This window comes from Streptomyces sp. NPDC088387, from assembly GCF_044753385.1.
Taxonomy (GTDB): domain Bacteria; phylum Actinomycetota; class Actinomycetes; order Streptomycetales; family Streptomycetaceae; genus Streptomyces.
This window is the reverse complement of the sequence record NZ_JBIVNC010000003.1, coordinates 142,290-156,531: the sequence shown is the minus strand read 5'-3', so window position 1 is coordinate 156,531 and position 14,242 is coordinate 142,290. Positions and strand designations below refer to the sequence as shown.

Sequence of the window (14,242 nt, the reverse complement as noted above, 5' to 3'; positions counted from 1 at the left end):
GCCGCCGTCAGTTGGTGCCGATCCGGGCCAGCAGATCCACGATCCGGCCCTGGACCTCCGAGCTGGTGGACCGCTCCGCGAGGAACAGAACCGTCTCACCGGAGGCCAGCCGGGGCAGGTCGGCCTGGTCGACGGCGGCCGTGTAGACGACCAGCGGGGTGCGGTTGAGCTGCCCGTTCGCCCGCAGCCAGTCGATGATCCCGGCGAACCCGGCCTGCCGGCGGTGCACCTGCATCAGGTCCATCACCACCAGGTTCGGCCGGAACTGCCCCGCCAGCGTCACCGCGTCCGCGTCGCTCGCGGCCCGCGCCACCTGCATCCCGCGCCGCTCCAGCGTCGCCGTCAGCGCCAGCGCGATCTCCGCGTGCTCCTCGATGAGCAGCACCCGCGGCGGATGCTGCTCGCTGTCCCGCGGAGCCAGCGCCTTCAGCAGTACGGCCGGGTCGGCGCCGTACGCCGCCTCGCGCGTCGCCTGTCCGAGCCCGGCCGTCACCATCACCGGCACCTCGGCGGCCACCGCGGCCTGCCGCAGCGACTGGAGCGCGGTACGGGTGATCGGCCCGGTCAGCGGGTCGACGAACAGCGCGGCCGGGAACGCCGCGATCTGCGCGTCCACCTCTTCGCGCGAGTGCACGATCACCGGCCGGTAGCCGCGGTCGCTGAGCGCCTGCTGGGTGGAGACGTCCGGCGCGGGCCACACCAGCAGCCGGCGCGGGTTGTCCAGCGGCTCCGGCGGCAACTCGTCGTCCATCGGCTGCTGCCGCGGTGTGTCCGCCACCTCGACCGCTCCGCCGGGACCGTCCAGCGGCTCGGGCCCCTCGGCGGCGTTCTCGTCCGGTGCTCCTATGGCGTACGACCGTCCGGCGCCCTCGGAGTTCTGCGCGAGCCGCGACTGGCCCGCGAGGGAGGGCTGCGAGACGGAGAGCGCGGGCTGGGACGGCGTCGGCGCCGACTCGGCCTGGGGATGCGGGCGGGCCTGCTGCTCCGCACCCGCTCCGGCCGGCTCGGGCCGCGTACCGAGCTTGCGCCGGCGGCCCGAACCGCCGGGCTGGTGCGGGGCGGGCGTAGCGGTGCCGGACGGCTGCGACTGGGTGGGCGCGGCCGCCGTGTGGGGCTGTGCCTGAGCCTGCGGCTGCGCCTGCTGGACCTGCGCGGCCTGCCGGGTGAACGGCACACCCTGGCCCAGCGTCCGCACGCTTATGGCACGGCCCTGCGTCGAGTCCGGATCCACCGGCGCCGCCGCTTCGGCGGGCAACGGCTGAGCGGCCCTGGGCTGCGCGCCGGCCTCCGGGGGGAGGGGCGTGCCGGGGGCCGGGGTCTGCGGACCGCCCGGCTGGGCGGTGCCGTTGGGCGGGAGGGGGGTGCCGGAGCCGGGGGTCTGCTGGGGCCGCCGGGTACCCGCGGCCGGTGTGCCTTCGGCGGGCAGCGGCTGCCCACCGTGCGGAGCCGCCTGCGCGGGTACGGCGGCCTGCTGGACCTGGGGTTGAGCGTGGGCCTGATGTTGAGCCTGGGCCTGATGTTGAGCCTGGGCCTGGCTCTGGGCCTGAGTCGTCCGGCTCTGGGCCGGCGCGACGGCTGCCCGGCCACCGGGCGGCACGGGCTGCCCCTCCGCGGACACACCCTGCGCGGGAACGGGCGCGTGTCCGGCGGCCGCGACGGGCTGCCCACCCCCCTGCGCGGGCACACCCTGGGCCGGAGTCCCGCCGGCCTCCCCCTGCTGGACGGAACGGCGCCGCCGCCCCGTCGGCGCGGTGGTGGGATGCGGCTGGGGCGGGGTGTGATCGGCGGACTGGTCGTGCGGTACGGCGTCGTGCTGCCCGTTGGGCGCGGCCTGACCGGGGGCCACGTGGACGGGCGGCGCCGCCTGGGGCGGCGGATCGGCGGGAATCCCCTGAGCGGGTACGGGCACGGAGCCCTGCTGGACCGGCCCACCCTGCTGATTGAACCCGACCTGCTGATTGAACCCGACCTGCGCGTCCTGACCGTCCGGCCCGTCCGTGCGGTCGGCGTCGGCGGGCGGCAGCGCGAACACCGTACGAGGCGCCGCCTCCTGCGCGACCGCGCGCTCCTGCGCGGCGGCGAGGGCACGACGGCGCCGCCCGGACGACTGCGCGTCGCCGTCGCCGCCGTTCGGATCGGGATCGGGATCGGCCTGGGTGCCGGGCGGGACGGCGGCCGGAAGGGCGGGGGGCAGCGCCGCGGGCTGTCCGCCGTCCGCACGGCGGGCGCGCCGCCCGGACGGTACGGGCATCCCCTGGGCCGGAGCGGGCACACCGTGCGGCGGGGCGGGCACCCCCTGCGGCGGAACGGCCGGACCGAGGCCCGAACCGGATGCGGCGGCCCCGGCCGCGTGCTCGGCGGCGGTGACGATGTTCGAGCCCACCGGCCCGGCCGACGGCCCGGCGGCCAACTCGGCCGGACGCCCGCGACGGCGACCCGTACCGCTTCCGCCCTCGGCGCTGGGAGCCGCCGTAGCCCGCTCGATCTCCTGCGCTTCGGCGGCGCGTCGGCGGCGGCGGCCGGTCGGGGCGGAGCCGTCGGTGTCGCCGCCGGAGGGACCCTCGCTCTCCAGGAAGGCGTCCACGGAGGCCCGTCGGGCCCTGCGTCGGCCGCCGCCCCCGGAGGAGGCCTCGGACGAGGCGACTTCGAGCGCCCCGGAGTGGGTGCCGGGTGCCGGAGCGGCCATGGCGCCGGCCCCGCCGCCGATGGGCACCTCCAGCACAAAGGCGCTGCCGCTCATCCCCGGTACCTCGTGGGTCTGGAGCACACCGCCGTGGGCCCGGACGATGCCGCGCACGATCGGCTCGTGCACCGGGTCTCCCCCGGCGTACGGCCCGCGCACCTCGATCCGTACGACCTCACCGCGCTGCGCCGCCGCCACGACGACGGTGTTGTCCATGTAACCGCCCGCGGAGACGGGCGCGTTGCCGGTGGCGTCGACGCCCGCGACGTCGGCGACGAGGTGCGCGAGCGCGGTGGCGAGCAGCACCGGGTCGACCTCGGCCTCGATGGGCGGCGCGTGCACGGCGAACTGCACCCGGCCGGGCCCGATCAGCTCGACGGCCCCGTCGACACCGGCGGCGACGACGGAGTCCAGCATGACCTTCGTACGGGTGATGGAGTCTGTCCCGTTGTCGATGCGCTGGTAGCCGAGGACGTTGTCGATCAGCGTGGTGATCCGCGAGTAGCCGGCGGAGAGGTGGTGCAGCACCTGGTTCGCCTCGGGCCACAGTTGGCCCGCGTCGTCGGCGGCGAGGGCGGCCAGATCGCGGCGCAGCTCGTCGAGCGGTCCGCGCAGCGAGGTCGCGAGCAGGGTGAGCAGCTGGTCGTGGCGCCCGGCGAGCGCCTCGTACCGGTCCTTCTCCCGCTCGGCCAGCGCGGCGTACCGGTCGTCGCCGGCCGCCAGCTCCTCCTCGTGCGCCTCGCGCAGTTCCTCCAGTTCGGCGACGTGCTGCTGGCGCAGCGCGGTCAGGTCGGAGGCGTGCTCCTCGGAGAGCGCCTCCAGCTCCTCCGCGTGCTGCTTGTCGGCGGCTTCCTTCTCCTGGGCGAGCGTGTCGTACGGTCGCCGGTCGGTGAAGGTCATCACGGCCCCGACGAGCTGGTCCCCGTCACGCACCGGTGCGGTCGTGAGATCGACCGAGACCTTGTCACCGCTCTTGGACCACAGCACCTGCCCGCGCACCCGGTGCTTGCGCCCGGAGCGCAGGGTGTCGGCGAGCGGCGACTCGTCGTACGGGAAGGGCGCGCCGTCGGGGCGGGAGTGCAGGACGAGGTTGTGCAGCTCCTTGCCGCCCAGCTCACCGGCCCGATAACCCAGTATCTGGGCGGCGGCCGGGTTGACGAGGACGATCCGCCCGTCGGTGTCGGTACCGACCACACCCTCGGCCGCGGCCCGCAGGATCATCTCGGTCTGCCGCTGCGAACGGGCCAGCTCGGCCTCGGTGTCGACGGTCCCGGACAGGTCCCGCACAACGAGCATCAGCAGTTCGTCGGAGGTGTAGCCGTAACCGTCGTAGGCCTGCTGGCCGTTCTCCAGGTTCGCGCTGGTGACCTCGACGGGGAACTCGGAGCCGTCGGTCCGGCGGGCGATCATCCGGGTCGGCTTGGTGCGCGCCTGGGGGTCGAAGTGGTCGGGCCGGCGCATGCTGCCGGGGATGAGCTTGGAGTCGAACTGCGGGAGCAGATCGAGCAGCCCACGTCCGACGAGGGCGGTTCCCGGGGCTTCGAAGGCCTCCAGAGCGATGGTGTTCGCGTTGACGACGGTCCCGTTGGCGTTGACCAGGACCAACGCATCGGGCAGCGCGTCGAGTATCGCTGCGAGGCGAGCAGCGCCTCGGGATGGCCTGCTGCTCACGAGACGCTTCCTCCCTGTTACCGCACCTTGCCGACCGCTCGGGCCATCTTGCCAACCTGCCCGCGACGTGTCACGCGAGGGAGTCTAAAGGCTGGGGTTGCGCTCGCGACGCCGGATGAGAGAGAGGTCGCACGACCTGATGACGGGATCCGGACGGTGTTCATGATCCGGGGAGTGGGGACTTCGGCGGGGGGCGGGGGCTTGGACGGGGGCTTTGGTCCGGGCTCCGGCCGGGACTCCGGCTGGGATGCCGGTGGTGGCTGGGGCGTTCGACCGGGACTCCGACCGGGACTCCGGCCGGGACTTCAGCCTGGACTCCGGCCGGGGCTTCGGTCGGGGACCAGGGACCGCCGGGGTGTGTTCGGGGGACGGTCAGGGTGTGTTCGGGAGACCGCCGGGGTGTGTTCGGGGGACCGCGGGGCTGGTCCGGGCCCACACACCCTTCGCTCCACCTGCCCCGGACCTTTACACCGAGGTCGCGCCGCCGTTCCGCGATGTGGGGCGGGTGGCGGGCCGGTGTTCAGCCGAGGGGGCCGGCGGCATGAGGGAAGGGCCGGCGCTCAGCCGCGGAGGTCGGGCAGCAGGGGGACGAGCCGGTTCCAGCGGGCGATCTCGCACCCGTTGGTCCGGTCGAACCGGGCGTCGACGCGTCGGCCGGACCAGGTGCCGGTGACGTGGGCGGTGGCCTTGCCGCCGTAGAGCATGGTGCAGGTGCTGCCCTCCGGCACGGGCGCGAACGGATCCTGCCCGGCCCGCCGCTCCCGGTCCACGGCCCCGCACGCCCCGCTGACGTCCGGGTGACTGCCCCCGTTGGGCTCACAGGACAGGTCGTACGTCGTCGCCCGCCCGTCGGCGTCCCGGAGGCTGACGGTCAGCCGCCCGCTGTTGGCCCGGTCCTCCATCCGCACGGGGGGCGGCAGGGCGGGCGTCAGCCCGAGGGAGGGGGTGGAGGTGAGGATGGGGGTGGGGGTGGGGGCGATGGGCTGGGCGTACGCGGCCGGGGTGGTGGCGGCGGACAGCGAGCCGACCGCGGCGAAGGCGGCACCGGCGGTGAGGAGGAGGCGACGCAGGGCGCCGGGGGTGGTGGCGGGGACGACCGTTCGGCGCGGGGCGCCGGAGGGGGCTGGAGACATGACCTGATTAACGCGGGGAGGGGTGGGGGGTTGCGGGCGGGGGCGGGTGTTCGAGCGAGGGCGTTCGAGTGCCCTCGCGCCGGGCTGGGCGTGCCACTAGGCGTGGGCTGGGCGTGCCACTAGGCGTGGGCCAGGCGTGCCGCTCGACGTGGGCCGGCCGTCGGCCTCCGTGGACCTGCGGCGCACGGCTGCCGCACCCTCTGCCACCTCCTCGGGAACGCCTTTGCCCTGCGCCGGGCCTGCCTAGTACCGTGGGGGGCGATTGGTGACAGCGCGCTCGTCTGTGTCATCATCTGGACGCACCATTTCGCGCTCGCGCGAGTGGTTGTGCTGGAGGCGTCGCCTAGTCCGGTCTATGGCGCCGCACTGCTAATGCGGTTTGGGTCTTAAAGCCCATCGAGGGTTCAAATCCCTCCGCCTCCGCCACCAGATCAGGGAGTTCAGCCGATTCGTGCTGGACTCCCTGAGGTGCGTTCGGGGGCGGTACCCGTCCGGTGGTGAGGGGCTCGCCGCCCGACTGGCGCGTTCCGGCAGCAGCCGGGCGACGGGTGAAGGCACCGCTTTGTAGCCCTCGGCGATGATTCGGAGCGGCGGTCCGCACGGATGGGTCCGGATACGGAGTCCCTCGGCTGCCCGCTCTCCCGCCGGCCCCAACCCCCTGTGACCCTCCTCACCCCCCGAGGAGCGCCGGGTTGACAGCCCGCCCCAAGCTGCCCGGAGGGGCCCGTTTCCGACCCGCGCCGAACCCCCGCTCAGACTGCATTTGCGCAGGTCAAAATGCGTATGGCTAATGGATTTCACATGGCGGCGGCAGTCATGTAATGTTCTTCCTGTCGCCGCGAGCGGCCCAAAAGGCCGGGATCGGGACACGACAGAAAACAGGCACTCGTAGCTTAACGGATAGAGCATCTGACTACGGATCAGAAGGTTGCAGGTTCGAATCCTGCCGAGTGCACACAGGTCAAAGCCCCCTTGGGATCATCCCGGAGGGGGCTTTTTCGTGCTGTAGAGCAGCGAAGTACAGCAACGGTTGAAGATCAGCCGGTGCCGGTGCCGCCCATCGCGGCGGACAGCTTCCCGAGCACGGCCCGTACCTCCTCCTCGCTCGCTTCGGCGTAGACCTCCATCGTCATGGCGATCTGCGAGTGACGAAGGATGCGTTGGGCCACCTTCGGGTGGACCTTCAGCGCTACGAGGAGTGAGCTGCACGTGTGCACCGATGACCAACAGCCCACGCTGCACGCCTCCTTCGACACCCACACCGCCGGCCGGGCAGACCGATGGATCTCCGTTGCCCTACGCACGATCAGCCCGGCACTCGACGCCGCAGCAACAGAAGAAGCCTGGGAATGGCTGTACGAAGGCTGCATCGAAGCGAGGCGGGCCTTGCTCCGATCAGAACCTGCACCGTCACGGTCAACCAGGCCGGCACCCGCATCACATCGACGGTCCGCCCAGTCACCTTCCTGCTGCTCGCACACCGGCACAGTGCCGAACTCCCAGCCTGCGTTAACGACTTAATGCGCCACGCGCCCGACTGAGTTGCAACTCTCTCTACTGATTCAAGCCCCGGCTGCGCTTCGCTCCGCCGGGGGCGCTCCCGGCTCCGACGCGGGCGTCGCTCCTGCCTCCGCCCGCGCTGCGCCGACGCGCGCCCACGAGGGGACAGGGCCCGAGGCCATAAGTCGACCACCGCATTGAGCGGCCTACCGTCAAGGCGATGCCTCCGGCGGGGGATCGGCCGGCACCGGGATGGAGGGGCGCCGTCGCCGACTGCGGGCCCGTAGGAGCGTCAAGGTCGTTCGTACAGTGGCGCGCTTCACCGTGACGCCCCTGAACCACGCTCGCTCCACGGTGTGTGGGTCGGCGGCGGACGGGACGGCAGCTGAGGTAGGTGGCGGGTAAAGAAGGGCGGTCAACATCACCAACAGCAAGCGGCGGCGGACCCTGCCCTGGTTCGCTCACCCCCAGGGCTCGACGCCCACCACGGCCTCGACCGGGACGGCCCCGTACACGTGCGGGAACTCCTCGCCGTTCGGGGGCATGGCTTCGTACCTCAGTGGGACATCGAGCCGGGCCGGGTCCACTATCAGCACCACCAACTCGTCGGAGCCCTCGTAGTCGCCGTAGAGGAAGGCCGCAATACGCGGAAGTTGGTCGCGGGTGGAGAAGTGGACGAACCCCTCCTGTTGGAGTGTGCGGCCGCGGGTGGACATCTCGTAGGTGCCGGACTCACGGGCCGTCTCCCATAGAGAGCGCTCGGTTATGTGCACGATGTGCTGAGGTTTCGGCATACGGCCACGCTACGGGCCCGGCCCTGCCGCGCGCATCTGTGAGTTGCGTCGATCCGGCAGGCTGAGGGACTGCGTCGGTGGCCGAACCACAAGCGCACCAGAACGAGCGGGAAACAGCGAGGAACCACGGTGAATGCAGCCCGGAGGGACGAGGCCTCATCTCAGCCGTTAGCCGAGGTCAACGTCCAAACCAGCCTCAAATGCCCGCAGCTTCCCAAGCTCAGAGCTTCCGGGACGCGGGAGCACGGCAGACTCCTGCCGCTTGAATTTTGTACGGTCTTGCCAACTATCTCGTCTTGAATTCGACCTTTCCGGTGCTCATGCGAAAGTTGCCGTTCGAGTAGAGGGTGGGGCGGGCCTCTACATGGTTGCCGCTGTACTTCTCGACGTGCCTGATCTGGGCACCGCCGGGAACAGTGAAGTCGATCAAGGCGATGGCGACCCAGTAGGACAAGTTGCGGTTGTTGAACAGTGGCACCGTTACCGTGGAACCCCGCCCGTCGGTGATGACAGCCCGAGCACCGTAGGACTTGAACGAACCGGCACCGTTTTCCACCGCACTGTAGGCACACAGAAGGACGTAGCCCTGTAGGTCGGGGCGACGGATAGTAATCGTCTCGCGGCCCGGCACCCGGGAGTCGCCGTCCAGGGCGATGTAGGGCGGCGCGAAGGGCGATCCGAGCTGACGGTAGTAGATGACCTGCTCTGACTTGTTCGGGCGCTTGCCAGGCAGGGTGACGGCACTTCCCGGGACGTAGAGGGCATACAGGTCGAGGTCAGCGCCGGCTCGTCTTCGGGCTGCGCTTCCGCCGTTCCATTCAAGTGTGGCCGTCACGACAAGGCTTGGGTCGTCCTTACGCATGTCAATAGTCGCCTGACCAGCCTTGGTGAGAACGACTTTGCCCAGCGGGACAAGAGGACGAGGCGGTGCCGTCAGCGGCACCGATGCACCGGCCGGTGAGACGTTCGGTGCGTAGGTGGGTCGTGGCGGCGCAACGGGAGTGGGCCGAGTCTGCGTGGCCGTCGCAGCAGATGGAGACTGTGCCGTGGATGGCCCGGGGTCATCCACAACGATGCCAAAGTCCGAGGCCAGCCCCGCCAGGCCCGTGTCCCACCCCTGGCCTACTGCCCTTGCCTTCCAAACGCCTGCCCGTCTGTAGAGCTCCACGAGAATGACCACGGTCTCCCGATGCGTGAGCGGCGGCGGCGCAAACGTGATCCGTTCGCTCCCACACTCGATGACGGCGTGAGGGGTGTTGCTCGCGTCGAAGTGAGTAGCTCGCAGGTCCGGGTCAATGCTGGCGACGATCGCAACACGATCGACTGTCGCAGGGAGCACGGTCAGATCCGCAACGATCGTCTGCCCCTTCAGTACGACCCCGTCGTGCGACGAGTGGTTGTAGAAGACCAGATCGTCATCACTCCGCACCTTGCCGTCCTGCGCGAGCAATACGGCAGATACGTCGATGCCTGTAGTAAGCGAGGTGAGGGTGACGCGGCAGACCGCCGCGGACAAAGCAGCGTTGCCGCCTTTGGCAAGGGTGGTGGTCATAGGTGCCCTCTCACGGTGGTGCGTACATCGTGGTACCTGTAGCCAGCCGGTGTAGGACAAACAGTGATTTCCTGCGGTGAAGCGCCACCAAGGTGATCATTTTCCTGTGCTTGCAAGGTACGGCAGCGGATCGGCCGCCCGTCTCAGTTTCCGTCTCATCCGGCGCCGTTCACGGCCGTTCAGGCGGGACCGAAGCCGGTGGTAGCTCTCGTTCCCAACCGCCCATGAACCCAGGTGAACGTCCCTGTCCGAGGCTCCCGAGGCCACCACCACAGTTGGAAAGCGTGGATGTCGCCCAGAAGTCACGAGCACGCCGTGGGCAGGGGCGCCGGGAACGGCCACGCCAGGGCGGCTGTATGGCACGATCTGCGGCGTGGAGTGGTCGACTCTCGTTGGGACAGGTCTCGGAGCAGTGCTCGGTGTCGGGGCGACGCTGACCGGCGAGCACGTGCGTTGGCGGCGGACCGTCCGGGAAAACAGGCTTCAGAACCGTCGGACCATGTACGTGGACTGTCTGGTCGCCCTCCGCCGGGCCCATGAAGCTATGCGGTTGGCCGCCGACGAGGGCCACACGGATCCAGAGACGAGGGCGGCCAAGATCCGGCAGGCATTCCAGGCGTCGGGGTGTGATGAGGCTCGTGAACGGCTCATCCTCACGGCAGACGCCGAAGTAGCGGAAGCCATAGACGCTTCGTACCTCTCACTGCGCCGGGTCCGTGAAGCGCTCGCGTCCGGATGCACGGTGACCTCTGATGAGTACCAGACCGCCAGGCAGGCTCATGGAGACGCTACCCGGGCGGCTCGCACGGTCCTCCGCCAAAACCTCACTGCCCTGGAGAGCTGACCAGCTGCTGTACAGCAACCGACCTGGCCGACAGCCACCGAGAGGGACCCCGCGACGACCTCTATGACCTTCAATGACCGATCTCTGTAGAGCTACGGATCAGAGGGTTGCAGGTTCGAATCCTGCCGAGTGCACAGCAGTTCAGAGGCCCTGTGGAGAGATCCACGGGGCCTCTGTTTTATGTCAGCTCAGGGCTTTGCCGACCTCGTAGACGGTGGGTCGGTCCTGTGGTGCGTGGCTGAGCATTGCTTCGATGAGTTCGCCCAGCTTGCCGGGTGCTCTTACGGTCCGACGCCGGCCGTCTGCCACGGCTTGTCTCTGCACCGGGCGGGGTGCGTCATCCGGGTACTCGACGGCCCGCCAGCCTGTGGCGGAGATGAGCAGGGAGGCGCCGAGTGCATAGATGTCGGCTGCCTGGGTCGGTTCGGCTTCACCGGTGGTGAGGACGCTTTGGGCGATCTCGGGTGCTTCGTAGTGGACGAGGCAGCCGCGGAAGGGGAAGTCGTATCCCTCGGGTACGTGGCCGCCGCGGGCGAGGGCGAGGTCGATGAGGTGGGTTCGCTCCGGCCCGATGATGAAGTGGGCGGGTTGTACGTCGCCGTGGGCCCAGCCCTTGGTGTGGAGTTCTGCCAGGGCTTCGGCGCATCCGAGTGCCGCGCCGGTGTGTGGCGCGATGAGTGGGGTCCCGGTGCGGTAGGGCTGCCACAGTTCGTGCAGGTCCGGGCCTTCGTGCCAGGGTTGGAAGTTCCAGGTTCCGTGGTCCCATTCGCCGTAGGCGAAGTTGGTGACGCCGAGGCGATGCAGGACGGCGCCTTCGCGGGCGGGTGCGAGGGCCGTCCAGGGCTGGGCGGGATAGTCGGGCGTGGCTTCGATCGGATAGCCGACCTTCACGGCGTAGTGGCCGCGGGGGCTTTTGACCTCCCAGACCATGGAGCCTCGGCGGTTGAGGACCAGGCGTTGAGCCGTGGGCATGAGCGCGTCGAGCAGCACGATCGGCAGTTCAGGGGGTGGGCCGGACAATGACTGGTCTCCTTCCGGGTGAACGCGGTCGGCCGCAGTCCGAGTCGCACTGGTGCTGTCGCTTGGCTCGTGGCTGCCAAGGTCAGCTCACGCCGAGGCGTCGTGGATGGGCCCGGGCTTTGTGCCGGTCGACGGCAACGGTCCGCGGGGCGCCTTCTGTTCGGGTAGGGGCGACGAGGAGATCCCGCAGGTCTACAGGGACGCGCGCCCCGGACTGGGACCGGTGATGGCCTGTGCAACGCGCTCACCCCGCCGGACCTGGCCGCGCTCCTTGGAACGCCTGGGTAGAGGATCCCCGAACGACCTGTCCGCTGAGGTGATGTGTTCCTGAGCGTACGGTTTCGGGGGCCGCGGTGCCGCGGAGGGAGTTATGGATCCTGCCCAGCCGGGGGGCGGTTCGGTGGGGTGTCGTCGGACTCGCGGGCCAGGCGGGTGAGGCCGTCGATCAATGACTCGGCCAAGCCGTCGGGCCAGCCCCGGATGAGGTCGTCGAGGTAGGCGGCCACCCCGCTCCGCATCGCGTTGATGGCCTTGTGGCCCCTGGTGGTGAGGATCAACAGCGTGCCGCGGGCGTCGTCCGGGTCGGCCTCCCGTCGAAGCAGGCCCATGTTCTCGAACCGTTCGGCATGCCGGCTGACCCGGGACCGATCGAGCCCGATCTCGGCGGCGAGCCGTGCCGCGGTGCTCGGACCGACCCGGCCCAGGCCCGCCAGGACCGGGTAGTTGTGCCTGTCCACGCCCTCGGGCGCCCTGGCCAGCATCTCGTCGTAGAACCGGGCCGTGTTGCGGCGCTGCAAGAACTGCCCCAGGGCCTGTTCGAGATCACGGCCGATGCTAGTCATGGCGCCCACAATAACGGCCCGAACAGCGTGCTGCCCGCACGGGTATGGGGTGCCTGCTCAGAGAGCGCTGCCCAGGTCGGCGTCGGCGGAGTCGCCACTGATCTGCCGAGTCGATTCGTGCACCGCGAGCAAGCGGTCCTCTTCGTCGAGCACGCCGAACATCATCACCTCGAACGACGAGGCGCCACCGGCCTTCATGGTGATGTTCACGGTGTGCCGCTCGGCGAAGCTACGGCCTTCACGCACCGCGTGGTGTACGGCGAACTCGCCGTTGGCGACTACCGACCGCAGGTGTTCGAGGTGGACGACCAGGTCGTCGTAGTCGATCCGCTTGCCGTCGGTGATCTGGACGTAGGCGGGATTGACGAAGCGCGGCAGGATGGCCCTCACCTCCTGCCCGTCGGACGAGAAGGTCATGCTCGTCAGCATCCTCCGGACGAATTCCACGGTTGTGCTCGATCCCACCGGCTCCTCGGGCATACGTATCTCCTGGCTCAGATGTGTGCGCCCCGCACGCATAGGCCAATCTAGCATGCGCGTGCGTCGCGCACGCAAAGGGAGGTTCCTGGGCGAGCGGGGAGGGTGGGTGGAGTGGGCGGAGTGGGTGGAGTGGGTGGAGTGGGTGGAGTCCGGGTCAGGTGATTTCCTTGATCAGGGTGCGGACTCGGCGCTCGATCTCGTTCCGGATCGGGCGGACCGCCGCCACGTTCTGGTTTGCCGGGTCCGGGAGGGTCCAGTCGAGGTAGCGCTTGCCGGGGAAGACGGGGCAGGTGTCGCCGCAGCCCATCGTGATGACCACGTCGGAGGAGCGGACCGCTTCCGTGGTGAGGATCTTGGGGGTTTCGGACGCGATGTCGATGCCGGCCTCGGCCATGGCCTCGACGACCGCGGGGTTGACGGTGGCGGCGGGGGCGGAACCGGCGGAGCGTACCTCGACGCGGTCGCCCGCCAGGTGGGTGAGGAAGGCGGCGGCCATCTGTGAGCGCCCGGCGTTGTGGACGCAGACGAAGAGGACGGAGGGGCGGGCGGGAGTGGGCTCGGGTGTGGTCACGCTGGCGTCCTGAGGGATGGTTCGGGGGCGGGTTCGGGGAGCGGTTCCGGGTGTGTGAAGAGGGTTGTCGCCAGGGCCAGGCCCAGTACCGCGCCCGCCAGTTGCGCCGCCACGAACGGTGTGACCGACGCCGGCGCTATGCCCGCGAACGTGTTCGTGAACGCGCGTCCCACGGTGACGGCCGGATTGGCGAAGGACGTGGAGGACGTGAACCAGTACGCCGCTCCGACGTACGACGCCACCGCCACCGGCGCGAGCCGGCCGCGACCGCCGCGTACCAGGCCGAGGATCAGGAAGACCAGACCCGCCGTCGCGACCAGTTCCGCCAGCCACAGGTGGGCGGCGGAGCGGTCGCGCGTGGACCACTCCACGACGGGTCGGGCGAACATCGCGTTGGCCAGGACGGCGCCGCCGATCGCGCCCACCGTCTGGGCGGGGACGTACGCCGTCACCTCCCGCAGGGACAGGCCGCCCGGGGTGCGGCGGCCGGTGAACCACGTCGCGAGCGTGACCGCCGGGTTGAAGTGGGCGCCCGAGACCGGTCCGAGGAGCGCGATGAGTACGCCCAGGCCGAACACCGTGGCCAGGGAGTTGGCCAGCAGTTGTACGCCGACGTCGTCCGTCAGTTCGGTGGCCTGGATGCCGGAGCCGACCACGATCGTGACCAGGGCCGCGGATCCGATCGCCTCGGAGAGGGCCCGGCGTCCCAGCGATGCGCTCACGCTGACGTGCTCGCGGACGCGGGCCGCTGTGCCGTCGTCAGGAATGCCGACAGGCGGTCCAGGGTGGTGGGCACGGCCCAGTAGTAGACCCATGTGCCCCGGCGTTCGCAGTCGATCAGGCCTGCCTGGCGGAGCAGTTTCAGGTGGTGCGAGATCGTCGGCTGGGAGAGGTCGAAGGCCGGAGTCAGATCACAGACGCAGACCTCGCCGCCGGCCCGTGAGGCGATGAGCGACAGCAGCCGCAGCCGCACCGGATCGCCCAGCGCCTTGAACATCTTCGACAGGTCGGTGGCCTGGTCCTCGTCCAGAGGGGCGGTCAGCAGGCTCGGGCAGCAGTCCGCCGCCAGGTCGTCCTGTCCGAGCACCACAAGCTCTTGCTTCGACATTCTTCTATGTTGACGGATGTCGATACAAGGTGCAAGGTGTCTGG

The 14,242-nt window shown here is 70.2% G+C and carries 11 protein-coding genes, 2 tRNA genes and 2 pseudogenes; 4 read left to right on the top strand and 11 right to left on the bottom strand.

The features are described from left to right. Positions 1-7: 7 nt before the first annotated feature. Together ACIQAC_RS08895 and ACIQAC_RS08890 are read right to left on the bottom strand one after the other, a co-directional pair. Complete coding sequence (locus tag ACIQAC_RS08895; RefSeq protein ID WP_402188432.1) at positions 8-4,354, bottom strand: PAS domain-containing protein; 4,347 nt, start codon at positions 4,352-4,354, stop codon at positions 8-10. A gap of 560 nt (positions 4,355-4,914) precedes the next feature. Continuing rightward, complete coding sequence (locus ACIQAC_RS08890; protein WP_402188430.1) at positions 4,915-5,487, bottom strand: SSI family serine proteinase inhibitor; 573 nt, start codon at positions 5,485-5,487, stop codon at positions 4,915-4,917. A gap of 332 nt (positions 5,488-5,819) precedes the next feature. Here ACIQAC_RS08890 and ACIQAC_RS08885 point away from each other — a divergent pair. Beyond that, positions 5,820-5,913, top strand: a tRNA-Ser gene (locus tag ACIQAC_RS08885). Between the two features lie 456 nt (positions 5,914-6,369). Continuing rightward, positions 6,370-6,442: transfer RNA gene (locus tag ACIQAC_RS08880), tRNA-Arg, on the top strand. Between the two features lie 82 nt (positions 6,443-6,524). Here the strand turns inward: ACIQAC_RS08880 and ACIQAC_RS08875 are convergent. From ACIQAC_RS08875 to ACIQAC_RS08865, 3 genes and pseudogenes are all read right to left on the bottom strand, one after another. Then, positions 6,525-6,701: pseudogene (locus ACIQAC_RS08875) on the bottom strand (site-specific integrase); the annotation flags it as partial. A 747-nt stretch (positions 6,702-7,448) separates the two neighbouring features. Beyond that, on the bottom strand, positions 7,449-7,781 hold the full coding sequence (locus ACIQAC_RS08870) for a DUF952 domain-containing protein (protein WP_402188428.1): 333 nt from the start codon (positions 7,779-7,781) through the stop codon (positions 7,449-7,451). Positions 7,782-8,067: 286 nt separating this feature from the next. Further along, positions 8,068-9,333, bottom strand: a complete 1,266-nt coding sequence (locus ACIQAC_RS08865; RefSeq protein WP_402188427.1) for a TerD family protein — start codon at positions 9,331-9,333, stop codon at positions 8,068-8,070. A gap of 373 nt (positions 9,334-9,706) precedes the next feature. On the opposite strand from ACIQAC_RS08865, the gene ACIQAC_RS08860 reads away from it, so the two are divergent. After that, complete coding sequence (locus ACIQAC_RS08860) at positions 9,707-10,177, top strand: hypothetical protein (protein ID WP_402188426.1); 471 nt, start codon at positions 9,707-9,709, stop codon at positions 10,175-10,177. 183 nt (positions 10,178-10,360) lie between these two features. Here ACIQAC_RS08860 and ACIQAC_RS08855 read toward each other — a convergent pair whose 3' ends face one another. Next, a complete protein-coding gene (locus tag ACIQAC_RS08855; protein ID WP_402188425.1) occupies positions 10,361-11,197 on the bottom strand; it encodes a protein kinase in 837 nt (278 codons plus the stop codon). Between the two features lie 219 nt (positions 11,198-11,416). Between ACIQAC_RS08855 and ACIQAC_RS08850 the strand changes: the two are divergent. Beyond that, positions 11,417-11,485 (top strand): annotated as a pseudogene (locus ACIQAC_RS08850) (DUF6215 domain-containing protein); the annotation flags it as partial. Between the two features lie 80 nt (positions 11,486-11,565). On the opposite strand, the gene ACIQAC_RS08845 reads toward ACIQAC_RS08850, so the two are convergent. The 5 genes from ACIQAC_RS08845 to ACIQAC_RS08825 all read right to left on the bottom strand — a co-directional run bounded on the left by ACIQAC_RS08845 (position 11,566) and on the right by ACIQAC_RS08825 (position 14,198). Continuing rightward, positions 11,566-12,039 carry a MarR family winged helix-turn-helix transcriptional regulator gene (locus ACIQAC_RS08845; protein WP_402188424.1) on the bottom strand — a complete coding sequence of 158 codons (474 nt, stop codon included), beginning with the start codon at positions 12,037-12,039 and terminating at the stop codon, positions 11,566-11,568. Positions 12,040-12,096: 57 nt separating this feature from the next. Further along, positions 12,097-12,456 (bottom strand): nuclear transport factor 2 family protein, encoded by a 360-nt coding sequence (locus tag ACIQAC_RS08840; RefSeq protein WP_402188423.1) that lies wholly within the window; start codon positions 12,454-12,456, stop codon positions 12,097-12,099. A gap of 217 nt (positions 12,457-12,673) precedes the next feature. After that, positions 12,674-13,090 carry an arsenate reductase ArsC gene (locus ACIQAC_RS08835; RefSeq protein ID WP_402188422.1) on the bottom strand — a complete coding sequence of 139 codons (417 nt, stop codon included), beginning with the start codon at positions 13,088-13,090 and terminating at the stop codon, positions 12,674-12,676. Next, positions 13,087-13,812 (bottom strand): aquaporin, encoded by a 726-nt coding sequence (locus ACIQAC_RS08830; protein ID WP_402188420.1) that lies wholly within the window; start codon positions 13,810-13,812, stop codon positions 13,087-13,089. The genes ACIQAC_RS08835 and ACIQAC_RS08830 overlap by 4 nt, the downstream gene beginning before the upstream one ends. Next, complete coding sequence (locus ACIQAC_RS08825) at positions 13,809-14,198, bottom strand: ArsR/SmtB family transcription factor (protein ID WP_402188419.1); 390 nt, start codon at positions 14,196-14,198, stop codon at positions 13,809-13,811. The genes ACIQAC_RS08830 and ACIQAC_RS08825 overlap by 4 nt, the downstream gene beginning before the upstream one ends. Positions 14,199-14,242: the final 44 nt, after the last annotated feature.

What these genes read in the sequence shown, in the direction of transcription:
- ACIQAC_RS08845 (WP_402188424.1), bottom strand. Translation starts at nt 12,039, where the DNA reads ATGACTAGCATCGGCCGTGATCTCGAACAGGCCCTGGGGCAGTTCTTG.
- ACIQAC_RS08865 (WP_402188427.1), bottom strand. Translation starts at nt 9,333, where the DNA reads ATGACCACCACCCTTGCCAAAGGCGGCAACGCTGCTTTGTCCGCGGCG.
- ACIQAC_RS08870 (WP_402188428.1), bottom strand. Translation starts at nt 7,781, where the DNA reads ATGCCGAAACCTCAGCACATCGTGCACATAACCGAGCGCTCTCTATGG.
- ACIQAC_RS08825 (WP_402188419.1), bottom strand. Translation starts at nt 14,198, where the DNA reads ATGTCGAAGCAAGAGCTTGTGGTGCTCGGACAGGACGACCTGGCGGCG.
- ACIQAC_RS08840 (WP_402188423.1), bottom strand. Translation starts at nt 12,456, where the DNA reads ATGACCTTCTCGTCCGACGGGCAGGAGGTGAGGGCCATCCTGCCGCGC.
- ACIQAC_RS08890 (WP_402188430.1), bottom strand. Translation starts at nt 5,487, where the DNA reads ATGTCTCCAGCCCCCTCCGGCGCCCCGCGCCGAACGGTCGTCCCCGCC.